The organism is Brevibacterium aurantiacum (assembly GCF_900169065.1).
In the GTDB taxonomy this organism is placed as follows: domain Bacteria; phylum Actinomycetota; class Actinomycetes; order Actinomycetales; family Brevibacteriaceae; genus Brevibacterium; species Brevibacterium aurantiacum.
This window is the reverse complement of record NZ_FXZB01000008.1, coordinates 75,151-97,131: the sequence shown is the minus strand read 5'-3', so window position 1 is coordinate 97,131 and position 21,981 is coordinate 75,151. Positions and strand designations below refer to the sequence as shown.

Here is a 21,981-nt window from a genome sequence, read left to right as displayed (position 1 = left end):
CTAGGCGGGAGCGGAGGTGAAGTAGCCGGCGAAGAGCCACCAGATCGGGAGGATCGCCGCGGCGAGGAAAGCCGCGACGGCCCACCAGATGCGCCACTTCCAGGTGCGCCTGCGGGTGCCGAAGAAGAGGAACACGAGATAGAAGACGAGACAGAACGCACCGGAGAGACTGAGCATCACCATGCTGAAGGCCTCCAACCCGGAGGTCCCAAGATCGAAGAGGTAGCTGGTGACCTGCCCGATCTCGAGGGAGAACTTGATCGCATACACGAGGAAGGGGATGCCGAGGATCGCTGCGAGAATCAGCGGCAGGGCCTTGAGCAGGCGTTCCTTCGGTTCAGAGCGTCCGGCGTATTCAACAAATTCCTCGTTCATCGCCATCCAGCATAAACGTGGAATCCGACAGGACGCTGGACGACTGGCTGGCGCCCACTGCAACACTGGGCCTGCCAGCGACGCTGGGTCTGCCAGCGACACCGTCGGAGATACGGACGCAAAGCTCCCCGACAGGCGTTCAAAGACAACTGTGACTGACCGGACACCCGGTCGGGGACAGAAGAGGGATAAGATATTTTGGTGACTTCTGGCCAGTATTCTGACAAGGACATTCGAACCCAGGCGGACCGCCGCCGGACGTTCGCTGTCATTTCGCACCCCGACGCGGGTAAATCGACGACCACCGAGGCGCTCGCCCTGCATGCGCGAGCCATCGGCAAGGCCGGCGCCACCCACGGCAAGGCCGGTCGCCGCGCCACCGTCTCCGACTGGATGAAGATGGAGCAGGACCGCGGAATCTCGATCTCCTCGGCGGCACTGCAGTTCGAGTACCGGGACGCGGTCTTCAACCTCGTCGACACCCCGGGACACGCTGACTTCTCCGAGGACACCTACCGTGTGCTCTCTGCCGTCGACTGCGCAGTGATGCTCATCGATGCGGCCAAGGGCCTCGAGGCCCAGACCATGAAGCTCTTCGAAGTCTGTGCCCACCGGGGCATCCCGATCATCACCGTGATCAACAAATGGGACCGTGCCGGTCTCGACGCTCTGGAGCTCATGGACGAGGTTCAGGAACGCACCGGCCTGCTGCCTACTCCGCTGACCTGGCCGGTCGGACAGTCCGGTGACTTCAGGGGAGTCCTCGACCGACTCACCGGCGACTACACGAAGTACGACCGCACCGATGCCGGTGCCAACATCGCCGGAGAAGAGACCTATTCGGCGGACAAGGCCATCGAGCTCGAAGGCGATGCCTGGCAGACCGCCGCCGACGAATCCGATCTCCTCGACATGGAAGATCAGAACCACGACCAGGAGACATTCCTCGCCGGCAAATCGACCCCGGTGATGTTCGCCTCCGCCGTGCTCAACTTCGGCATTCACAAACTCCTCGATATGCTCGTCGACCTGGCACCTGCTGCAGAGGCACGTCTGGACAAGGACGATGAGCCCCGCGACGTGGCCGACCCGTTCTCCGGATTCGTCTTCAAGGTCCAGGCCGGTATGGACTCCAACCACCGTGACCGCCTGGCCTACATCCGCGTCTGCTCGGGCGTCTTCGAACGCGGTTCCGTGCTCACCCACGCCGCGACCGGGAAACCCTTCGCCACGAAGTACGCGCAGCAGGTCTTCGGCCGTGACCGTGATGTCGTCGACGAAGCCTTCCCGGGCGACGTCGTCGGTTTGGTCAACGCCAGCGCACTGCGCGTGGGCGATTCGCTGTACTTGGACAAGAAGGTCGAATTCCCCGGCATTCCGACCTTCTCACCCGAGCACTTCATGGTGATCAGGGCCAAGGACTCCTCGAAGTACAAGCAGTTCCGCCGCGGCATCGAACAGCTCGATCACGAGGGTGTCATTCAGGTGCTGCGCTCAGACCTGCGCGGTGACCAGGCTCCTGTCCTCGGCGCCGTGGGACCGATGCAGTTCGAGGTTGCCGAAGACCGGATGAACAACGAGTTCCACGCACCCTGCTCACTTGAGCGCCTCAACTTCTCCCTGGCCCGTCGCACCACACCGGAATGTGTGCCGACCTTGGCCAGAGAACGGTCGGTGGAGGTTCTGCACCGTTCCGACGGTGAGCTACTCGCCCTCTTCTCGGACAGATGGCGACTCCAAGGCGTGCAGAAGAACCATCCGGATCTGGTTCTGGAGCCGCTCGTCGTCAGCTGAGTACACACACCGCGAACGGCCGTGCCAAGAGCACGAGCGCTCGCATGCCTCGGAATTCGACGAGGAGGTCCGCTGTTTCGATGAGAGGCCTCGCCGTTTTGACGAGGACATTAAGATGAATAGTCGGGGTCATTTCAAGGTGGCCCCAGTTGGGGAGACCTGACGCTCGGGGAGACCCGAAATGACAAAGGAGATATCACAGACGTGGGAACGAAATCGATTCGAGTCGCGATTGCCGGATTGGGCAACTGCGCCTCTTCCCTGATCCAAGGTGTTGAGTATTACCGGGACGCAGCTCCGGGCAGTAAAGTACCGGGACTCATGCACGTGGAATTCGGGGACTATCACGTCGGTGATATCGAATTCGTCGCCGCATTCGATGTCGACGACAAGAAGGTCGGTGCCGATATCGCCGAGGCGATCGTCGCCAGTGAGAACAACACGATCAAAATCGCCGACGTCCCCTCGACCGGGGTCCAGGTGCAGCGCGGACCGACTCTGGACGGACTCGGCGAGTACTACCGCGAGACCATCGTCGAATCAGACGTCGAACCCGTCGACGTCGCTCAGGCTCTGCGTGATGCGCGCGCCGACGTCCTCGTCTGCTACCTGCCCGTGGGTTCGCAGGAGGCCGTGGAGTTCTACGCACAGGCCGCCATCGACGCGAAGGTCGCCTTCGTCAATGCCCTCCCGGTCTTCATCGCCGGCACCAAGGAGTGGGACGAGAAGTTCCGCGCCGCCGGTGTGCCCATCGTCGGTGACGACATCAAGAGCCAGATCGGTGCGACCATCACCCACCGTGTGATGGCCAAACTGTTCGAAGACCGCGGCGTCGTCCTCGACCGCACCTACCAGCTCAATGTCGGCGGCAACATGGACTTCAAGAACATGCTCGAGCGCAAGCGCCTCGAATCGAAGAAGATCTCGAAGACTCAGGCCGTAACCTCGAACACCTCGGCCGAGCTCGAACCTCGCAATGTCCACATCGGCCCCAGTGACTACATTGAGTGGCTCGACGACCGCAAATGGGCCTTCGTCCGCCTCGAGGGCCGCAACTTCGGCGATGCCCCCGTGTCTCTTGAGTACAAGCTCGAGGTCTGGGACTCGCCGAACTCGGCCGGAGTCATCATCGATGCCGTCCGTGCGGCGAAGATCGGCCTCGACCGCGGTGTCGGCGGTGCCCTCATCTCCGCATCGTCGTATTTCATGAAGTCACCCCCTGAGCAGAAGGGCGACGACGCAGCCCATGACGCAGTCGAAGCCTTCATCCAAGGAAACCTCGAGCGCTGAGCTAAGTACCGCAGCATACTGAGAATGCCGATCACACGTTCGTGTGGTCGGCATTCTTTCTGTCCCCGTTTCTCAGTACCGGGCGTACGGATGCTCCTCGACCACCTCGGCGAATGCTGCAGTCGATCCAGGATATGAGATTGCCTCGCCGCAATCGGCGTTGTCCATAACACTGAGAACTTGCACACAGTGGTCCCTGCCACACAATGATCATGATCGACCGCCGAGGTGGGCGGCTTAATCCGGATCACCTGCACACCCTTTTCGACGAGTCACCGAGGAGCATCGATGTCGCGCAATGCCGCTGTCAACGACACGAAACCGAAGAAGCCGGCCGAGCTCAGCTGGCTGATGCGTCTGCTGGTCGTCATCGAGAAGGCCGGAAACAAGCTGCCGCACCCCTTCTGGCTGTTCCTGTCCCTGGCCGTAGTGGTCATGGCGCTCTCGGCGATCTTCTCCGCCACCGGTCTGCAGGCAGTCAACCCGGCCACCGAAGAGACGGTGACGGTGACCAACCTCTTCAGCACAGAGTCCCTACGCGAGATCGTCGCGGGAGCCACGAACAACTTCGTCACGTTCCCACCGCTGGGCCTCGTCCTCATCGTGCTCATCGGTGTCGCCGTGGCAGAGCAGTCCGGACTGATCCCGGCAATGCTGCGCGGCACGATCGCCGGTGCCTCACCGAAGTGGATCACCTTCATCGTCGCACTCGCCGGCACTGCGGCATCGATTGCCTCCGACGCCTCATACATGATCATGATTCCCCTCGGCGGACTCGCGTTCAAGGCGGTGGGGCGCAATCCGATGCTCGGCTGCCTCGTCGCCTACGCTGCAACCTCGGGTGGGTATTCGGCAGCACCGATGGTCAACTCAATGGATACGATCCTCGGCGGTCTCTCCACCTCGGCGGCACAGATCATCGAACCGGACTACGTGGTCAGCCCGCTCGCGAACTTCTACTTCAACTTCATCTCGATGTTCGTAGTCGCAGCCGCCGTCACCCTCGTCACCGAACTGCTGCTGTCGAAGCGAGCCGACCAGATCGAACTCGACGAACCCGACGAGAACGATCCCGAGAACTTCGACGTCAAGATGGCGCTGGACTCCAACGAGAAGCGCGGCATGGTCATCGCAGTCCTGTCCATCGTCGCCTGCGCCGCGATCCTGTTCTTCCTCGCACTGCCGAAGGGATCGTTCCTGCGAGACGAAGCCGGTGGATTCGGTCCCGAATCGGGGCTCATGGCAGGAATCGCCGCCATCATCGGCTTCGGGTTCTTCATCGTCGGCATCGTCTACGGCTACGCCACCGGATCGATCAAGAAGACCTCGGACATTCCCGACATGATGGGCAAGGGACTCCTGCCCTTCGTCCCGGTCATCGTCCTCTTCTTCGCAGCCAGCCAGTTCCTGGCGCTGTTCAAGATGTCCAGCCTCGGCGAGATCCTCGCAATCAAGGGAGCCGAGTTCTTCGGCTCACTCGAGACGGGAACATTCGTCATCCTCCTCGGCGGATGGCTGCTCGTCGCCCTCGGCGCACTGTTCCTGACATCAGGCTCAGGACTGTGGACACTCATGGCGCCGGTTCTCGTGCCGATGTTCATGCTCCTGTCCATCTCCCCGGAGACCACGCAGGCCCTGTACCGCATCGGTGACTCGACGACGAACATCATCTCGCCGATGAGCCCCTACTTCGTCGTCGTCCTCGGCTTCATCCAGAGGTACAAGCGAGACGCCGGAATCGGCACCGTGCTGTCCTTCACCATTCCGCTCTCATTCGCAATGTTCGTCCTCTGGGGACTGCTCTTCTTCATCTGGTGGTCCATCGGAATTCCCTGGGGACCCGGTTCGGCCACGAGCTACCACATGGGCTGAGGTCTCAGTCGAGTGACCACACCTGCCACGAAAACAACATCTGCCGTGGAAACGGGAATAATCGACCCCGCGGCCGGCGTTACGATCGTGCAACGCTCGTTGACTTGAGCGCAGGACCATCAGTGACTGTCCAGCTCAAGTGACTAGACTGAGACTATGAAACAACTCTCGTGCGGCATGTCGTCTGTGCGAGCAACCTGCTCAGATCGAAAGGATCTCGACCGTGAGTAACCCCATGATGAACCGGGCCCTCAACCAGGGAGTCCAGGCCGGCCGCAACGAACCGGTCATGTCCGACCAGGAACTCAACAACCTGTTCGACCAGCCCGCCGCGCAGAACCGCAACGCCGGTCCGCAGACCGCCGAACGCGCGATGACCTACGACGACGTGATGATGAAGACCGGTGTGCTCTTCGCCATTCTTCTCGCTGGTGCCGTCGTCGGCTGGTTCGTTCCAGTCCTTGCCCTTCCCGCGATGCTCATCGCCCTGGTCCTCGGCCTGGTCAACGCGTTCAAGAAGGAACCGAGCAAGGCCCTGATCATCGGCTATGCGGTCTTTGAGGGCGTCTTCCTCGGCGGCATCTCCGCGATCTTCGAAGCCCAGTTCTCCGGCATCGTCCTCCAGGCCGTTCTGGCCACGCTCTGCGTCTTCGGCGTCATGCTCGCCCTGTTCAAGTTCCAGGGTGTGCGCTTCGGCTCGAAGATGAAGAAGTTCATGCTCATCGCCGTCGGCGGTTATGCCATCTTCTCGCTCATCAACTTCGGCATCGCGATGTTCACCGGCACCGGTGGCGCCCGCAGCGTCGAAATCAACATCATGGGAATGACCTTCCCCTTGGGTGTCATCATCGGCATCGTCGCCACCGTGCTCGCAGCCATGACACTCATCATGGACTTCCAGATGATCGAACAGGGTGTGAAGCAGCGGATCCCGGAGAAGTACTCCTGGATGTGCGCCTTCTCCCTCATGGTCACCCTCGTGTGGCTCTACATCGAAATCCTGCGCCTCATCTCCTACTTCAGAAACTAGGAGCGCATCGCCTGCCTCACGGACACCACCGAACGGCGGCGACAGCAGCGAAGCGAAGGGCGGATTCCCAGACAGGGAGTCCGCCCTTCGTCGTATCTGAAACGGTGCGTCGGAGCTGAAGCGCCGAGGTTGTTGGTGCGTTTGTGCACCACGGTCTGTAGCTCCGGGCATTGAAGGCCACCGTCTGTCTTCATAGGTTCGCAGTGTCGGAACCAGCAGAACTTCACCGCAGAAGCAGCGCCGAGAGAAGGATGATCCCATCATGAGCGGACCGAACATGCGCGGCGTCTTCGCCGTTCCCACCACCCCCTTCGATTCGAGCGGGGCGCAGAGCGCCGAGCAGACCGCCGCTGGCGTCGAATCCGTGCTCGCTGCCGGAGTCACTGGAATCCTGTGCCTCGGCGCCACGGGGGAGGCCCTGGCACTGAGCCGGCAGGAACGCGATGCCCAGATCCGCACGGTGGTCGACACTGCAGCCGGCCGCGCCCACGTCGTCGTCGGCTGCATGGCCTACACCCCGACGGAGGTGAGCGCACAGATCGCACAGGCACAGCAGCTGGGCGCCGACGCGGCGATGATCACCCCGCCCTTCTACGGTGGGCTCGAACCCGATACGGCCGTCGCCGCACTGCACACGGTCATGTCCACATCCGAGCTGCCGGTCATGGTCTACAACAACCCGCACTCGACGGGGACCGACCTTCTGCCCCAGCACCTCGGGACACTGCTCGACACCGGCAGCTTCTGGAGCGTGAAGGAGACCTCCGGAGCAGCCACAAGAATCCGTGAGCTGCGCGATGAACTGGGCACCGACGTCGAGGTGTTCGTCGGCGCCGACGGCATCGCGCTCGAAGGATTCACCCAAGGTGCCAGCGGCTGGGTCGCGGCCTCCGCCTGGCTCCTGCCGCGACAGTGCCAACAGCTGTGGGATTTTTCGAACCAGGGCAGGTGGGACGAGGCCGTGGCACTGTGGAATCAACTGGCCGGTCCGCTGGGACAGATCGAAGACAGTCCCGCCTTCATCTCCCTCATCAAACAGACGCTGAGCCGGCGCGGGGCCCAGCAGGGCCCCGTCCGTGCTCCGCTGCCCACCGCAGCACCCGACACCGTCGACGCGCTGCTGGCAGCGATCACCGCCATGGAGGAGGAGACCGCAGATGTCTGAGAAGGGCGAACTCGCCGTCACCTGCATCCTCGAGGGCAACCTCGGCGTGCATATGAATGGTCGCAGCCTTCCCGGTGAAGGGCCGCACATCGATCTCATCTCCCCGATGACAGGAACCGCGCTGGGGTCACTAGCGGAGGCCTCGACAGCTCAGCTCGACGCTGCGGTCGGGCATGCCCGCCAGGCGTTTGCTTCCGGTCCGTGGGCCCGCGATGCTGCATACCGGGCAGGCGTTCTGCGCAGCCTCGCCGAGGCTGTTGAGGCAGATGCGGAGGTCATCGCCCATCTCGATGCCGTCGAGGCGGGAAAGGTGTTCGCCGGCAGCGTCAGCGAGGATGTCCCGGACGTCGTGGCGAATCTGCGCTTCTTCGCCGTCCCCGGGGAGTGAAAAGTTACAAGCCAACCGCGGGGACGGGCCCGACCTCGGGAACGCGCGTGCACCCGGACTATCATGGGCTCATGAGCACAGCAGAGGCGGATCTTGAGACCGAGGTTCGGCGTCTGCGCATCCGCATCATCGGCCTCAACCCTCGCCAGCTCGCCGAGGCGGGTCCGAATTCTCCCGCCACCGACGCTGGCACCATGTCCAGGAGAGGCACCATCACCGAGGCGCTCGCGCAGTTCTCGGCGATCGGCTCTGATGGTCGTAGCGTCCCCGACCTGGGGGATCAGAGCTTAGCTGACCAGGTCGTCGTCCTCATCGAAGACGGAATGGCATCGACCAAGGCACTCCCGGAAGAATCTCGGCAGGAACGACTGGAAGCGCTGCTCGAAACAGCGATTCGACTCCGTCGCGAACTCGCCTAGTTCCCTTCTCCACCGCGGCCCCGCGAGGCGACGTCATCGATCTGTAAGGTTTTCCGCCCCCTCCGGAAGCCGCAGACGAGGATAATCAACAGCACCAGCCGCTGTCCCGAGAAGGTGTGCACCCTTGATGACCGATCGCCGTCCACTGCTCTTCACCCTCGCAGGCATCGTCGCGACCCTCGTGTACTTCGGCGCCGGCGAGTTCATCTCCGGTGCCTTCTCCGCCACCTCGGCGCCGCTGCTGATCCTGGGACAGACGATCATCCCACTCGTACCCACCGCGATGATCAAGACTGCCATCAGCATCTTCGGGACGAACGACAAGCTCGCCCTCGTCATCACCCTCGTCATCGTCGGAGCGATCCTCGGCGGCGTGATCGGCCGGATCGGCCTGCACCGGCGGGCGCTGTCATTCGTGCTCCTCATCGGCCTCGGCATCCTGCCGGTCGTATTGCTGTTGAGCACAGGAGGATCGTTCCTCGACGCGGTTCCGGCACTCTTAGGGGTGGGGCTGGGATGTGCCGTCTATGTGGGGCTCATCCGCTTCGCCGGTCGGGCCGAGCAGCTCTCCGGTGGCCCAGTCGACAACGACGTGAAGCTCGACGCGGACGCCCATTCCGGCACAGACTTACACCCCGGCACCGACCGGCGTGCCTTCTTCGGTCTGGCTGCGGGACTGAGCGTGGTCGGAATCGCCGCCATCGCGGCCGGACAGTCCGCCGCGATCCTCGCCCGAAATGCGGCAGGAGCGGTGACGAAACTGGTGCTGCCACGGCCGGCCACCTCGGCGCCTAAGATCCCGGCAGGAGCAGATCTGGACATCGAGGGACTCGCCCCGATCATCACCCCCAACGACGACTTCTACCGCATCGACACCGCGCTCATCCCGCCGTCCGTTGACGCTGCGTCCTGGTCACTGCGCATCCACGGAATGGTCGACGAGGAAGTCACGATCACCATGGACGAACTGCTCGAACTGCCACTGGAAGAGCACCGAGTCAGCCTGACCTGTGTCTCGAACGAGGTCGGCGGTGACCTCGTCGGCAACGCCACGTGGCTCGGGTACCCGGTGCGCGAACTGCTCAAACGTGCCAAACCTCAGGACGGGGCAGACATGGTGCTCTCGACCTCCGATGACGGCTTCACCGCCTCCACACCACTTGAAACGCTCACCGATGATCGAGCGTCGCTGCTGGCCGTGGGCATGAACGGCGAACCGCTGCCCCGCGACCACGGCTTCCCCGCCCGACTCGTCGTGCCCGGACTCTACGGCTTCGTCTCCGCGACCAAATGGGTCACCGAACTCGAAGTCACCCGCTTCGCCGACAAAGAGGCCTACTGGACGACGCGCGGCTGGTCCACCCACGGCCCCGTCCTCGTGGCCTCAAGGGTCGACGTTCCCCGCGCCGGTGCCCAGGTCAACCCGAACAAAGACGGCCAGATCGTCACCGCAGGCATGGCCTGGGCCCAACACGTCGGCATCGCCGAGGTGCGAGTGCGCATCGACAGCGGAGACTGGCACACCGCCGAACTGAGCGAAGAGCTGAACTCTGACACCTGGCGGCAGTAGCGGTGTGCCTTCGATGACCTTGAGTCGGGCAGCCACACCGTGACGGTGCGAGCGGTCGATGCTGACGGCAACGTCCAGATCTCCGAACGCAGGCCCGCGATCCCCGGCAGCGCCACCGGTCTCCACGACAGGGACTTCACCGTCGCCTGAGCAGCCGAGTCACACCTGCGGACAGTCAAAAGCCGAGGCTGTCGGACCGCTGGGCCGAGAAGCTTGAGAACTATCTGACAAAACGTTGTATTCTCACCTCAACATGGTGGTGAGCGCCGTGGAAGCCCAGGTCGCCCCGCGCAGCCTGTGGCTCGGCACGGTTCCGACACCGCCAACCCTGTTCAGCGACACAACGAGGTGGTCTCAATGTTCGGTCTCCCGGCGGCAACCGTCGCCATCATCTTCGGCATCCCCGCAATATGGGTGATCTACACGCTCGTCTTCGTCTACCTCTCCCGTGGCTGGAAGGCCGAGGACGTCGCCGAGGACAAGCTCACAGCGGGCGGATCCGGTCCAACCACCTCGGCGCCGGGCCACCGCTCCGAGCCTGAGAACGGCGGAATGGCATGAACCTCGAAACCTGGTTCCTCGTCATCTACTTCATCGCCATGGTCGGCATCGGCGTGTGGACGCTCAAGATCGGCAACAAGGACAGCGAAGGCTACCTTCTGGGCGGGCGCAGCCTCGGTCCGGCAGTGACCGCACTGCGTCTGCAGTCCTCATCGATGTCGGGCTACATGTTCCTCGGCGCCGGCTCCCTGGCCTACACCAAGGGCTACTTCTCACTCTGGTACGCGATGGGTGACATCGGCGGCGGCGTACTCAACCTGTCGATCCTGGGCAGGCGAATGCGCAAGCTCTCCCAGATCCTGGGGTCGCTGACCTCGATCGAATACCTCGAGCACCGGTACCCATCGCCGTGGATCCGCGCGATTGCCGCTCCGGTCGCCGTGTTCTGCATCTTCTTCTACGTCATGAGCCAGTTCATCGCCGGCGGTCGCGGCCTGGAGATGGTCACCGGCATCCCGTACGCGTGGGCGCTGCTCATCGCCGTCGGAGTCATCGTCTTCTACACGTTCCTCGGCGGCTACCTGGCCGTGGCCTACACCGACTTCGTCCAAGCGATCATCATGCTCATCGGCATGGTCTGGATCCTCATCGGCACGATGCAGGCGGTGGGCGGATGGACGGCCGGAAACAATGCCGTCGGCGAGATCAACCCGAACCTGCTGACCATGTGGGGACCCGACGGCTTCGGCTCCGTACAGTGGGGCGTCATCATCGGTGCAGTCCTCGTCTTCTCCATCGGCTACATGGGCTGGCCGCACGTCAACGTCAGTCACATGGCCATGAAACGGCCCTCGGTCGCGCGCACAGCGAGCATGTACGCCACCGGCTTCAACCTGCTCTTCATTCCCGCGCCCTACATCGTGGGCATCATGGCGCTCATCCTCCTGCCCAACCTCGACAACCCGGAGCTCGCGGTCTTCCAGGTCGCGGACACCGTGCTGCCAAACTTCGCCGTGGGCATCGTCATGGCAGGCATCATGGCGGCCATCATGTCCACCGCGGACGCGCTGCTGCTGCAGTCGGGCACGATCGCCAGCCAGGACCTGTTCCAGCGCTTCATCAAGAAGGACATGTCCGACAGCCAGTCGGTGTGGGTCTCACGCTTCACCGTCCTCATCCTCGCCATCATCGGCTACATCGTGGCCGTCAACGATCCACCGGCCGTCGCCGAGGTGGTCATCTTCTCCACTACCGTGCTCGGTGCCGCATTCGTCCCCGTCTACGTCGCCGCAGCCTGGTGGAAGAAGGCCAACGTTCCCGGGGCCATCTCCTCAATGGTCTTGGGCACCGTGTCCTCGGTCGTCTGGCAGCTGACCGGACTCGTCGACGTCACCGGCGTCGACCCGATGGGCATCGGCATCGTCTGCTCGACCCTGGCACTCATCCTCGTGTCCCTGGCCACGCAGAAGTCCCACCCGGTGCCGGCACATGTTGTCGCGGCGTTGAAGGAGACCGACAAGATCGGTGCTATCCCGGCTCACATGCTCACCGGGCAGAACGATGCGCTGGCAGCACAGGTGCCCAAGGATGCGTGAACAGCCGGGACCCGGTGCTGATCGGAGAGAGGAACCGTCCGATCAGACTACCGGGGCTGCTCAGCCGGCAGGCGTCACTGAGCCTGCACTGCGTCTGACTCCGCACATCACCGACGCCGAGGCGCTCGCCGTGTTCGCGCGCAAGCTCCCCGGCGCTCAGGCCGAGGTCCGACAAGTCATTCATCCTTTCTGGAGGACGGTGCTCAGCGCCCGCACTCGAGGTATCTTCGGCCGCTCCCGGAAGAAGTCGTTGAGCAGTGGTGCTGCGGGTGCCGGTGCGGGTTCGGGGCCTGGGGTCGGGCAGCGGATGAACGTCCTCGTCAACGCGTATTCGGGCAAGGGCTTCATCGCCGACTTCGAACCAATCGGCACGCCTGTCGACGCTGCCGTGTGGGACGCTGCACTCGAAGCATCGGACCAGGCTGGTCCGAGACCGAGTCTCTTCGAGGTCTCGCGAACGGCCCGTTCACTGGTGCCGACCAAGGTGCTCAAGACGGTGAAGCTGGGCATGGGAATCACCCTCGATGAGGCGGCGCCACCTCGGGGGATCCTCAAGCCGAATTGGATAGTGACCGGAGCCAATGAGAAGTTCGCGGCGACGATCCTTGTCGACGGACTCGATTCCTCCCATTACATCGTGAGGGTGGAGAAGCTCGAACAGGACTGACAGGCGTCCCCGCGGGGACGCCTCGATGGAACAGTGACCGTGGCGGTACGGATGCGTCAGCCCCAGTTCTTCGCGTCGGTGAGGCAGAACGGGTGGCCGGCGGGATCGAGGAGGACGACCCAGGTGTCTCCGGGCTGCGGATCGGCGCGGGTGGCTCCGAGTTCGATGCAGCTGGCGGCCGCGGCCTCGATGTCATCGGCAGCGAGGTCGAAGTGGAACTGCTTGTGCCCGTCGTCGGGCCAGTCCGGGCGCTTGTGGTCCGGGATCGTCCCGATGCCCAGGGCATTGCTGGGGCCGGTGAGCATTGCGTATTTTTCATCGGAATACGCCACAGGCCAACCCAGCACGGCCGAATAGAAGTCGCCGAGTGCCGCAGCGTCGGGGGCGTCGAGGGTGACCATCGCGAGCTTCGCGACAGGGGTGCTCGCAGTGGTGGAATCGGTGGTTTTCATCTCTGTGTCAGTCATGTCTGCCATTCTGGTCCCATGGACGACGTCGTCGATAGGAAAAACCCGCCACACAGCAAGCAAGCCTCGCCTCCCGACCACTTCTACGGGCGGGTGCTCAAACCCGCTCAGATGATCGAGCACGCTCATTATTCGGCCGTCACCGAGGTGGCCGCTGAGTTGCGCCCGTGGGTGAAACGGTATTGGGCGGTGAATTGGGATCTGTCGGACGGAGAGCGTTATCAGACGGCGACGGTTTCGGAGCCGACGATCAATCTCACCGTCGAATACGGTGACATCCATCGGGCAAATACGAGCGGTCCAGGTATCTGGCTGACTGGTCCGGTGACTGGGCAGCGGTTCGATGTCGGGCTCTTCGGTCGCGGTGGTGTCGTCGGAGTCAACTTCCACCTCGGCGGGACTGTGGCCTTCGCGAACGAAGCGCCCGCGACGATTCGGGATACGACGGTGCCTGCGCGGAGCTGGTTCCCGGGCATCGATGAGGCCCTGGCTGTCATGGATGAGCAAACAGTCGGCGAAGGCCTCGGCGTCGCAGATGGCCTGGCTGCAGCTGTCGGGGTCATCGAGGGTTGGCTGTTGTCATTCCGCCCGCAGATGACGAAGGGCTATGCCAGGTTTCGCCAGATCCTCGGTCTGCTCGATGATCCGACGATCATCAGCCTCGGCGAGTTGGCGGTTCGCACCGACACCAGCGAACGGTCGCTGCAGCGGCTGTTTCAGGAGCACTGTGGTGTCGGGGTCAAGCAGATCCTGGTCCGCGCCCGGATCAGGGACGCCATCGCCGCACTCGACCGGGGGTGGGATGGAGCATTCGGCGATCTGGCCGCGGAACTCGGGTGGTTCGACCAGTCTCACTTCACCGCGGACTTCCATCGGGTCACCGGATACACGCCGAGCGAATATCTCAGCGCTAAAGAGAGGAGCGGACAGTCACAGCAGTGAATCAGGGTGGTGCGGAAAGAGCCGTGCCAGGCGCAGTCGGGACCATCCCAGGTCAGCGGCGCTTGACGATGCCGATTCCGGTGTAGCCGAGGATGATCGCGAAGGCGAAGCCGACGTAGCAGAACACTGCCCATGGGGCGTAGTCGAGGACGGAGACGCCCAGAACTCCGGCCATGTAGACGCCTGCCGAGGACCAGGGGACTAGCGGAACGACGACGGTGCCGGAGTCCTCCAGCGTGCGTGAGAGGTTCTTGGCATCCAGGCCACGATCGGCGTAGGCCTTCTTGAACAGTTCGCCCGGGACGATGATCGACAGATAGGAGTTGCCGGTCACGACCGCCATCGTGATGCATGAGAGCACCGTGGAGAGGACGAGATCTCCCGTGCGCTTCACGAACTTCAGCAGCGATCGGATGATGGTCTCGAGAGCACCGGACTTGGACATGATGCCGGCGAATGCGAAGGCACTGAACGCAATGAGGATGACACCGGTCATCGACGCCATCCCGCCCTGCGTGACCAGTTCCGTGACGTCGGGATCGAGACCGTCGATGGTTTCCTGACCGACCTCGAGCATGTCAGGGGTGAACCCGTCGACGGTCGAGGCGAAGATCGATTCGACACTGACTTTCTGGAAGATCGCAGCGAGGATCCCCGCTGCCAGGGACGAGCCGATGATCGTCGGCAGGGTCGGGAGCTTGAGGATCGCTCCGCCCAAGATGATGAGCATCGGCAGCAGCAGAAGCACGTTGAAGTCGAAGAGGCCGTTCAGCGTCCCCGTGACAGCATCGATCCGCTCCGAATCGGTCCCACCCGAGGACTGGTTGACTCCGACGAACAGGTAGATTGCCAGCGCCACGATCGTGGCCGGGATCGTGGTGTAGAGCATGTGCCGAATGTGCTCCCACAGGGTGGTGCCGGCCGCGATCGGTGCCAGGTTCGTCGTATCCGACAGCGGCGAGAGTTTGTCCTCGAAATAGGCGCCGGCGACGATGGCGCCGGCCGTGGCAGCCAGCGGTGCGTCGAGTCCGGTGGCGATTCCCATGAGGGCGACTCCCACGGTTCCGGCCGAGCCCCACGACGTTCCGGTGATGACCGAGACGATCGCGGAGATGACGAAGGCGATGAGGACGATGAACTGTGCGCTGATGAGCCCGAGTCCGTAGTAGATCATCATCGGAATGGTGCCGGCGATCATCCATGTGCCGATGAGGATGCCGATCGAGATGAGCACGAGCAGAGCCGGCATCGCCGTGTCGAGCTTCTCTCTGATGCCCAGCAGCATCTCCTCCCAGGTCAGCCCCATCCGCAGGGCCACCAGGCCGGCGATGATCGCCGAGAGGATCAGCAGCGGTTCGGGTGCGAGACCGAGGGCGCCGTAGCCCACCGCCAGCAGGACGAGCATCGCGGCCAGTGGGACGAGTGACCAGCCCAACGGCGGGCGCCTCTGCTCGACGTCGTCAGTGAGAGTGCTTCCGTCGTGAATGTCGCTCATTCGAAAGTGCCTCGGATCTGTGGTTCGCCGTTGCGGACGATTTCGCGTCCCTGGGCAAAGGCGAGCCGAATGGTGTGCTGATCATCGGTGAGGAGGATGTCGGCATCGGCACCGGGGCGGAGGCGTCCCTTGTGCCCGAGGCCGAGAGCGTCTGCCGTATTGGACGTGACGAGCGAGATGGCCTGTGACAGGTCGAGACCAGGCAGATCGGCACACGCCCACACCTGTTCGTAAAGAGTCGTCTGCGTGGCCACTTCCATGCCGACGAGCCGACCTTCTACGTCGAACTCCGGCAGGCTGCCGTTGGCATCGGAGGAGAGAGTGAGATGACTGAGATCCCCGCCGAGGTCGATGTAGCGTTGCAGCGATTTCGTGGTCGTGGACCCGGCGGTCATGTCGACCGTGGCGCCCTTGGCGGCCAGGTCCACCGCGTCGGCCAGGAGCTCGGAGCTCCTGGTGATGTGGGTGGCGTAGATGGCCTGCGGTGCGATCGGGTACTCGTCGAGGAGCCGATGCAGCGGGACGAGGCGAGTCGAGTACGGTCCGACGTGGAAGTGGGTGATGCCGGCCTTGCCGGACAGCAGCCCGCCGACATGCGCCTGGCTGACGAGCTCGGCCAGGGACTCGACGGTGGGTTGGAATGAACGCCTGTCGGAGATCGCGACCTCTCCGACGCCGATGACCTTGTCGATGAGGACGACATCGTCGACGACAGCGCCGGTCAGGGTGCGTGCCGGGACCTGATAACTGCCCGTGTAGATGTAGGTGGTGATGCCCTCCGCCTCGAGCCCTCTCGCCTTGGCGAGGAGATCGGCATGACTGCGGGTCACTCCGTCGGTTCCCAGGCAGCCGATGACAGTGGTCACACCGGAGCGCACGATATCGCTGACCAGGATCTCGGGGGTGCGATTGGCGTAGCCGCCTTCGCCTCCGCCACCGGCGATGTGGACATGGGGGTCGATGAACCCTGGAGTCGCCGTCAGCCCCTCGGCATCGATGACGGCGGCGTGGGGAAGTCCGTGGATCGCCTCGGCGGGTATGTCACCGATGAAGGTGATCTGCCGCCCCTCGATGAGGATGTCCTGCTTCCCGAGCCGTTCCGGAGCGCAGATATCGGCCCCGCGCAGCAATGTCACCATGGTCTGTCTCCTCCTTGCGACGCTCCTTGCAGCAATTACCCCGGAATGATCCCCTTGCCATCGACTCGAGGGATGGCGCTCAGCAGCTTCTTTGTGTACGGATGTTGGGGATCGTTCCAGATCTGTTCGGTCGAGCCGACTTCGACGACCCCACCGGCTTCCATGACTGCCACCCGATCAGCGATCTCATGAACGATGGAGAGATCGTGACTGATGAAGATCATCGACGCACCCGATTCGATGGCCAGGTCCCTCATCATCTTGGCGATTCTGGCCTGGAGGAACGCATCGAGGGAGGCGATCGGCTCGTCTCCCACGAGCACCTTGGGCCCGGCGGCGAGCGCGCGGGCGATGGCGATGCGCTGTCGTTGGCCGCCGGAGAACGAATGGGAGAACCTCTGGGCGGCGTCGAGGGGCAGGTCGACCGCTTCGAGGAGGGAGTCCACCGTCCACGTCTGGTCGGAGTCGAGGGCGAGAGCATCGGTGAGTTGGTCTCTGATGCGCCTGCGTGGGTTCAGGGATGCGTAGGGGTTCTGGAACACCATCTGGATCCCCAGCAGGTGATTGGGGCGGCGGCCCAGACCGAGTGGCTTCACCGGGTGCGAATCGAAGGTGATGCGTCCAGCGGCAGGTTTCTCGAGGCCGCAGATGAGTTTGGCCAGCGTCGACTTTCCGCAGCCTGATTCGCCGACGAGCCCGAGCACCTCGGACCGGCCCAGCTGCAGTGATACGTCGCTGACGGCACGGAAACGTCCGCCTCCGTCGAGCTTGTACTCGCAGGCGACGTTGTCGAGTTCGAGCAGCGGCTGCGCGGGCGTTCGGGTGTCGTCCTTCGTTGTGGTCATCGGGGTGAGACCTCCGCTCCGGGCAGTGATTCGATGAGCGATCGGGTGTATTCGTGCTGGGGTGCTGTGATCAGCGGCTCCCGATCACCGGTCTCGACCACCAGCCCGCTCTCCATCACGACGATGGTGTCGGCCACCGAGGACAGAACCCCGAAGTCGTGAGTGACCAGCAGGACGGCGAGGTTGAGATCATCGCAGAGCTCACGCAGCAGGCGCAGGATCCCTGCCTGCACAGTGACGTCGAGGGCCGTCGTCGGTTCGTCAGCGATGAGGACCTTCGGTTCGCAGATGATCGCCGAGGCGAAGGCGATGCGCTGCAGCTGCCCACCCGAGAACTGGTGAGGGTACTTCGAGACCGCTTCCTCCGGGTGGGGCACCTTCGTCTGCCCGAGGATCCTGATCGCCTGACGAAGGGCCTCCTTCTTCGAGACCTTCCTGTGGTGTCGGAGGTGGTCGGTGATCTGGTCGCCGATCGAGAGCATGGGGTGGAAGGCCGAGGACGGGTCCTGGAACACCATCGCCAGCTGCCGACCGCGCAGTCGATTGTGCTTCTTCGACGGCAGCCCGACGAGTTCGGTGCCAGCGAAGTCGATGCTGCCCGACAATGTCGACCGATCCGGTGACAGACCCATGATGGCCAATCCGGTCTGGGTCTTGCCGGAACCCGACGCTCCGGCGACACCGGTGATCTTCCCGGCTTCGAGATCGAAGGAGACATCGCGAAGAATGTGCTTCTCCGCAGACCCTGTCGTCACTGTCAGGTTGAGATCGCGAATGCTGATGACGCTCATTTCGTTGTCTCTCCCACTTCCTGCGCGGTGTGCGGATCGAGGGTGTCTCGCAGACTGTCTCCGATGAAATTGAATGCCACGACGATTGTGAGGATGCACAGGCCGGGGAAGAACGCGATCCACCATGCGGAGAACTGGGAGACGCCTTCACTGATCATGGCGCCCCAATCGGGAGTCGGAGGAACCACGCCCAGGGACAGGAACGACAGTCCGGCCATCGTCAGGATCGCGGTGCCCACGTCCAAGGTGGCCAGGACGACGATGGGCGAGACGACGTTGGGGGCGATCTCACGCAGCAGCGACTTGCCGGCGCTGAAGCCGAGCAGGCGACCGGCGATGACGTATTCGCTGCTCCGGGCCGTCATCACCAGTGACCTGGTGACGCGTGCATAGGAGGGCCACGACACGAGGAGGATGGCGATGATCGCATTCTTCAGCCCGGGGCCCAACGCCGCTGCGATCACCATGGCGAGGATGATCGTGGGGAAGGCGAAGACGAGATCGGCGATGCGCATGATGATCTCATCGACGAACCGTCCGAAGTAGCCGGCGATGGCACCGAGCACGGACCCCATCACCGCGGAGCAGAGGACGACGAAGACGGCTGCCGGGAGAGTCGTGCGCGCGGCCACGACTATGCGGGAGAAGACATCGCGTCCGAGGGTGTCGGTGCCGAGTATGTTCTGGCCATCGGGGGCAACCAGGCGGCCGAAGTTCTGGGCCAGCGGGTCGAAGGGCGCCAGCAGCGGGGCGAAGAGGGCCACGAGCAGCCAGATGAGCAGGATGGCGGCCCCGACGAAGCCGAGTGGCGAGCGCAGTGCCTTCGGGAATCTCAGTCTCCACCGTTTGATACCGGCGTCGACGGGATTGCGATCGAGAGCCTCGGCGCCGGTGGAATCGGGATTCGTCGGTGGCTGTTTGGGCGAACTGATGCTCATCGCACCCTCACTCTCGGATCCACGAAGCCGTAGATCAGGTCGACGACGAAATTGACGATGATGTACACGATTCCGATGACCAGACCGACACCCATGATGACGGGCAGGTCGAGAGTCGTCGCGCCGCGGTAGGCATACTGCCCGAGGCCGTTCCAGGCGAAGACGGTCTCCGTGAGCACCGCCCCGGACAACAGCGACCCGAAGGCCAGACCCACGACCGTGATGATCGGAACCAGAGCGCCGCGGAAGATGTACTTGAAGACGACCGTCCGTGGGGCCAGCCCCTTCGCCCTGGCCGCCGTGACGTAGTCGAGTTTGATGATGTCGAGCACGCTCGAGCGGCTGAACCGCGTCAGCAGTCCGATCGTGAACAGCGCCAGGACACAGGAGGGGAGGATCAGATGTCCGAGCGCATTGGTGAAGGTGGCCATCTGACCTGCCAGGAGGGAATCGACCGTGTACAGGCCCGTCACCCTGGGAGGCGGCGTCATCCAGGGGTCGAGCCGACCGGCCCCGCCGACGACCCTGAGTTTGAAGAAGAAGACGAAGTAGCCGACCGCTGCGATCCAGAACGTCGGTGCCGAGATGCCGATCAGGCTCAGTGTCCGGATGGCGTGGTCGACGATCGTGTTCTGCTTGAGCGCACTGAGCAGTCCCAGCAGCAGGCCGATGATGACGGACAGGAGGATCGCTCCGATGCCGAGTTCGATCGATGCGGGGAAAACCTGACCGATCGACTCCAGTACCGGAACCCGCGTCTGGTTGGACACACCCAGGTCACCCTGGAGCAGATTGCCCAGATAGGTGAAGTATTGGACGATCAGCGGCTGATCCAATCCGAGTCGCTCACGTGTCTGGGCGACGATTTCAGGGTCCGCGGCGGCACGATCTCCCAGGATGGCGGCGACCGGGTCTGTCGGAACCAGGTTCGTCATCAGGAACGTCACGACGGTCACGCCCCAGATCAGGAGGATGCTGATTCCGATCCGCACCAGGATGAAGCGCAGGAGCGGGTGGATCTTCGGTGGCCTGAGGTTCTTCTGCTGATCGGTGGCCGAAACCGACATCCTCACTCAGCTTTCGCGAAGTCGAATGTGACGTCGGCATTGGAGACATACGATTCGATGCGATTGCTCACGACCACCGTGCTCACCGGCTGGACCAGGGGCACCCAGATGCCGGTCTCCGTGGTCGCCTGGAACAGCTTCGCGTAGGCGGGACTGCGGTCATCGCCTTCGGCCTTGGTGGCGGCCGCGGCCAGTTCGTCGATCTCGGTACTGTCTCCCTCGGCCCAATTGACACGCTCGGCGACGCTGCCTCCGGGAACGAAGACGTTGTAGTTCGATGGGTCCGGGTAGTCGGCGCCCCAGGTGCCGATTCCCATGGGCTGCTCTGCAGCGCGGAAGCCGTCGAGCTGTGTGGCGCTCGGTGCCGGTTTCAGTGAGAGCTTGATGCCTGCCTCTTTGAGCTGGGCCTGAATCGTCTGCGCCAACTGTGCGATGTCCATGCCGTTGACCGCCTGATCGCTGGCGTAGTGGAAGGGCACGGCCTCACCGTCGTAGCCGGCCTTGTCCAACAGCTTCTTCGTCTTGTCCAGGTCACGGTCCGGTGCTTGGTCCTTGGGCACGGCGCCGTTGAACTCATTCGGAACCGGGCTGGCCATGCGCTGGCCGTTCTCACCGGCCAGGTCGAGGATCTTGTCGTAGTCCAGCGCCGAGGCGACGGCCTTCCTGAAGTTGGGATCGGCCGTGGGACCGCCGATCTCCTCATCGGTGTTGTTGAAGATGTAGATGCTGCGCGTCGACGGCAGGGACGAGATCTGGACCGCGTTCTTGTCGAGGGTCTCCACCTGGTCCGAGCTGAGATCGAAGGACACGTCTGCCTGGCCCGATTGGATGTCGGTCACCTGAGTTTCGGCGGAGACATTGCGCAGGACGACCTTGGAGAATTTCGGCGCCGCGCCGTTGTAGTGCTCGTTGGCCGTGAGCACGACCTTGCTGTCGGCGTCGTAGGTCTCGACCTTGTACGGGCCCGATCCCTGTGAGTTCTGGTTGAGGAACTGCTCGGCGCCGTCGTTTTCATCGGTGGTGCCCTCGTTGTCCTTGACGACCTTGGAGTTCACGATGCCGATCGAGGAGTTGGGCAGAATGTAGGGGAGCGCAGGGTTGGGGTTTTTGCTGATCAGTTCGATGGTCTCATCGTCGACCTTCTTCACCGTGACGCCGTCGAGGAAGAAGGACGGGTTGCCTTCGATGCCCTGCAGGCGTTTGAAGGAGAAGACGATGTCGTCGACTGTGACGGGATCTCCGTTGGAGAATTTCGCGTCCTTCTGCTTGAGCGTCAGGGTCATCTTCTTGTCGTTGTCCGACATCTCGTACGAGCACAGGCCGTCGGTGGGTTTGGTCAGGTCGCCGTCTTCGAATTCGAGGGCCGTCTGATAGATCGCATTGTCGATCGTCGAGCCGGTGAACTCGAACTGGCGGTGGGGATCGATCGTCTTGAGGTTGAAGGCGGTCTCAGCGACGATTGCGTCACCCGCCGCTCCGCCTTCCGAGTCTCCTCCGCTGCATGCGGCCAGACCGAATGTGAGAGCAAGGGCAGAACCGATCGCGAGCGCTCGGCGGGGGAGGCGGATCTTCATGTGATCGTCCTTACAGTAGGTGTTGCAGATCACACTAAGTCCCAATCAGCGTCCGTT

Annotated in this window: 21 protein-coding genes; 12 read left to right on the top strand and 9 right to left on the bottom strand. The window is 63.2% G+C overall.

What is annotated here, in order from left to right; genetic code table 11:
* A complete protein-coding gene (locus BAUR9175_RS07110) occupies positions 1-375 on the bottom strand; it encodes a hypothetical protein (protein ID WP_101583347.1) in 375 nt (124 codons plus the stop codon).
* A gap of 201 nt (positions 376-576) precedes the next feature.
* Between BAUR9175_RS07110 and BAUR9175_RS07105 the strand changes: the two genes are divergently transcribed.
* The 11 genes from BAUR9175_RS07105 (at position 577) to BAUR9175_RS07055 (ending at position 12,666) form a co-directional block, all read left to right on the top strand.
* Positions 577-2,169, top strand: coding sequence for a peptide chain release factor 3 (locus tag BAUR9175_RS07105; protein ID WP_009883977.1), 1,593 nt, complete (start codon positions 577-579; stop codon positions 2,167-2,169).
* Positions 2,170-2,373: 204 nt separating this feature from the next.
* Positions 2,374-3,459 (top strand): inositol-3-phosphate synthase, encoded by a 1,086-nt coding sequence (locus BAUR9175_RS07100; RefSeq protein WP_029417319.1) that lies wholly within the window; start codon positions 2,374-2,376, stop codon positions 3,457-3,459.
* Positions 3,460-3,747: 288 nt separating this feature from the next.
* The gene (locus BAUR9175_RS07095; protein WP_101583345.1) at positions 3,748-5,331 is read left to right on the top strand and encodes an AbgT family transporter; all 1,584 of its coding nucleotides are present in this window, start codon (positions 3,748-3,750) and stop codon (positions 5,329-5,331) included.
* Between the two features lie 235 nt (positions 5,332-5,566).
* On the top strand, positions 5,567-6,361 hold the full coding sequence (locus tag BAUR9175_RS07090) for a Bax inhibitor-1/YccA family protein (protein ID WP_069599829.1): 795 nt from the start codon (positions 5,567-5,569) through the stop codon (positions 6,359-6,361).
* Between the two features lie 262 nt (positions 6,362-6,623).
* Entirely contained in the window at positions 6,624-7,526 is a 903-nt protein-coding gene (locus BAUR9175_RS07085) for a dihydrodipicolinate synthase family protein (RefSeq protein ID WP_069599830.1), read from the top strand.
* Positions 7,519-7,914 carry an aldehyde dehydrogenase family protein gene (locus BAUR9175_RS07080; protein ID WP_069599831.1) on the top strand — a complete coding sequence of 132 codons (396 nt, stop codon included), beginning with the start codon at positions 7,519-7,521 and terminating at the stop codon, positions 7,912-7,914. The genes BAUR9175_RS07085 and BAUR9175_RS07080 overlap by 8 nt, the downstream gene beginning before the upstream one ends.
* 71 nt (positions 7,915-7,985) lie before the next feature.
* A complete protein-coding gene (locus BAUR9175_RS07075; RefSeq protein WP_009885280.1) occupies positions 7,986-8,333 on the top strand; it encodes a hypothetical protein in 348 nt (115 codons plus the stop codon).
* A gap of 127 nt (positions 8,334-8,460) precedes the next feature.
* A complete protein-coding gene (locus BAUR9175_RS07070) occupies positions 8,461-9,903 on the top strand; it encodes a molybdopterin-dependent oxidoreductase (RefSeq protein ID WP_257944290.1) in 1,443 nt (480 codons plus the stop codon).
* Positions 9,904-10,260: 357 nt separating this feature from the next.
* Positions 10,261-10,464, top strand: a complete 204-nt coding sequence (locus tag BAUR9175_RS07065) for a hypothetical protein (RefSeq protein WP_009885278.1) — start codon at positions 10,261-10,263, stop codon at positions 10,462-10,464.
* A complete protein-coding gene (locus BAUR9175_RS07060; RefSeq protein ID WP_096147119.1) occupies positions 10,461-11,999 on the top strand; it encodes a sodium/proline symporter in 1,539 nt (512 codons plus the stop codon). Before BAUR9175_RS07065 ends, BAUR9175_RS07060 begins: the two co-directional genes overlap by 4 nt.
* Positions 11,992-12,666 (top strand): hypothetical protein, encoded by a 675-nt coding sequence (locus BAUR9175_RS07055; RefSeq protein ID WP_101583344.1) that lies wholly within the window; start codon positions 11,992-11,994, stop codon positions 12,664-12,666. The genes BAUR9175_RS07060 and BAUR9175_RS07055 overlap by 8 nt, the downstream gene beginning before the upstream one ends.
* Before the next feature lie 56 nt (positions 12,667-12,722).
* Here the strand turns inward: BAUR9175_RS07055 and BAUR9175_RS07050 are convergent, their stop codons facing one another.
* Positions 12,723-13,133: a VOC family protein gene (locus tag BAUR9175_RS07050; protein ID WP_101556698.1), complete on the bottom strand. Its 411-nt coding sequence runs from the start codon at positions 13,131-13,133 to the stop codon at positions 12,723-12,725.
* Positions 13,134-13,151: 18 nt separating this feature from the next.
* On the opposite strand from BAUR9175_RS07050, the gene BAUR9175_RS07045 reads away from it, so the two are divergent.
* Positions 13,152-14,075: a helix-turn-helix domain-containing protein gene (locus BAUR9175_RS07045; RefSeq protein WP_069599834.1), complete on the top strand. Its 924-nt coding sequence runs from the start codon at positions 13,152-13,154 to the stop codon at positions 14,073-14,075.
* A 52-nt stretch (positions 14,076-14,127) separates the two neighbouring features.
* On the opposite strand, the gene nhaC is transcribed toward BAUR9175_RS07045, so the two are convergent.
* From nhaC to BAUR9175_RS07010, 7 genes are read right to left on the bottom strand one after another with little or no spacing between them, the layout of a single operon-like run.
* A complete protein-coding gene (gene nhaC, locus BAUR9175_RS07040) occupies positions 14,128-15,570 on the bottom strand; it encodes a Na+/H+ antiporter NhaC (protein WP_101583342.1) in 1,443 nt (480 codons plus the stop codon).
* A complete protein-coding gene (gene iadA / locus BAUR9175_RS07035) occupies positions 15,567-16,709 on the bottom strand; it encodes a beta-aspartyl-peptidase (protein ID WP_009885272.1) in 1,143 nt (380 codons plus the stop codon). Before iadA ends, nhaC begins: the two co-directional genes overlap by 4 nt.
* A 35-nt stretch (positions 16,710-16,744) precedes the next feature.
* Entirely contained in the window at positions 16,745-17,554 is an 810-nt protein-coding gene (locus BAUR9175_RS07030; protein WP_009885271.1) for an ABC transporter ATP-binding protein, read from the bottom strand.
* Positions 17,551-18,345 (bottom strand): ABC transporter ATP-binding protein, encoded by a 795-nt coding sequence (locus tag BAUR9175_RS07025; RefSeq protein ID WP_009885270.1) that lies wholly within the window; start codon positions 18,343-18,345, stop codon positions 17,551-17,553. The genes BAUR9175_RS07030 and BAUR9175_RS07025 overlap by 4 nt, the downstream gene beginning before the upstream one ends.
* Positions 18,342-19,283 carry an ABC transporter permease gene (locus BAUR9175_RS07020; protein WP_009885269.1) on the bottom strand — a complete coding sequence of 314 codons (942 nt, stop codon included), beginning with the start codon at positions 19,281-19,283 and terminating at the stop codon, positions 18,342-18,344. Before BAUR9175_RS07020 ends, BAUR9175_RS07025 begins: the two co-directional genes overlap by 4 nt.
* Positions 19,280-20,350, bottom strand: a complete 1,071-nt coding sequence (locus tag BAUR9175_RS07015) for an ABC transporter permease (protein ID WP_009885268.1) — start codon at positions 20,348-20,350, stop codon at positions 19,280-19,282. The genes BAUR9175_RS07020 and BAUR9175_RS07015 overlap by 4 nt, the downstream gene beginning before the upstream one ends.
* A gap of 2 nt (positions 20,351-20,352) precedes the next feature.
* The gene (locus tag BAUR9175_RS07010; RefSeq protein WP_009885267.1) at positions 20,353-21,924 is read right to left on the bottom strand and encodes an ABC transporter substrate-binding protein; all 1,572 of its coding nucleotides are present in this window, start codon (positions 21,922-21,924) and stop codon (positions 20,353-20,355) included.
* Between the last annotated feature and the right edge of the window lie 57 nt (positions 21,925-21,981).

Coding starts and splice junctions, on each gene's coding strand:
- BAUR9175_RS07110 (WP_101583347.1), bottom strand. CDS start 375: ATGAACGAGGAATTTGTTGAATACGCCGGACGCTCTGAACCGAAGGAA.
- BAUR9175_RS07095 (WP_101583345.1), top strand. CDS start 3,748: ATGTCGCGCAATGCCGCTGTCAACGACACGAAACCGAAGAAGCCGGCC.
- BAUR9175_RS07090 (WP_069599829.1), top strand. CDS start 5,567: ATGATGAACCGGGCCCTCAACCAGGGAGTCCAGGCCGGCCGCAACGAA.
- BAUR9175_RS07085 (WP_069599830.1), top strand. CDS start 6,624: ATGAGCGGACCGAACATGCGCGGCGTCTTCGCCGTTCCCACCACCCCC.
- BAUR9175_RS07080 (WP_069599831.1), top strand. CDS start 7,519: ATGTCTGAGAAGGGCGAACTCGCCGTCACCTGCATCCTCGAGGGCAAC.
- BAUR9175_RS07075 (WP_009885280.1), top strand. CDS start 7,986: ATGAGCACAGCAGAGGCGGATCTTGAGACCGAGGTTCGGCGTCTGCGC.
- BAUR9175_RS07070 (WP_257944290.1), top strand. CDS start 8,461: ATGACCGATCGCCGTCCACTGCTCTTCACCCTCGCAGGCATCGTCGCG.
- BAUR9175_RS07065 (WP_009885278.1), top strand. CDS start 10,261: ATGTTCGGTCTCCCGGCGGCAACCGTCGCCATCATCTTCGGCATCCCC.
- BAUR9175_RS07060 (WP_096147119.1), top strand. CDS start 10,461: ATGAACCTCGAAACCTGGTTCCTCGTCATCTACTTCATCGCCATGGTC.
- BAUR9175_RS07055 (WP_101583344.1), top strand. CDS start 11,992: ATGCGTGAACAGCCGGGACCCGGTGCTGATCGGAGAGAGGAACCGTCC.
- BAUR9175_RS07050 (WP_101556698.1), bottom strand. CDS start 13,133: ATGACTGACACAGAGATGAAAACCACCGATTCCACCACTGCGAGCACC.
- BAUR9175_RS07045 (WP_069599834.1), top strand. CDS start 13,152: ATGGACGACGTCGTCGATAGGAAAAACCCGCCACACAGCAAGCAAGCC.
- nhaC (WP_101583342.1), bottom strand. CDS start 15,570: ATGAGCGACATTCACGACGGAAGCACTCTCACTGACGACGTCGAGCAG.
- iadA (WP_009885272.1), bottom strand. CDS start 16,709: ATGGTGACATTGCTGCGCGGGGCCGATATCTGCGCTCCGGAACGGCTC.
- BAUR9175_RS07030 (WP_009885271.1), bottom strand. CDS start 17,554: ATGACCACAACGAAGGACGACACCCGAACGCCCGCGCAGCCGCTGCTC.
- BAUR9175_RS07025 (WP_009885270.1), bottom strand. CDS start 18,345: ATGAGCGTCATCAGCATTCGCGATCTCAACCTGACAGTGACGACAGGG.
- BAUR9175_RS07020 (WP_009885269.1), bottom strand. CDS start 19,283: ATGAGCATCAGTTCGCCCAAACAGCCACCGACGAATCCCGATTCCACC.
- BAUR9175_RS07015 (WP_009885268.1), bottom strand. CDS start 20,350: ATGTCGGTTTCGGCCACCGATCAGCAGAAGAACCTCAGGCCACCGAAG.
- BAUR9175_RS07010 (WP_009885267.1), bottom strand. CDS start 21,924: ATGAAGATCCGCCTCCCCCGCCGAGCGCTCGCGATCGGTTCTGCCCTT.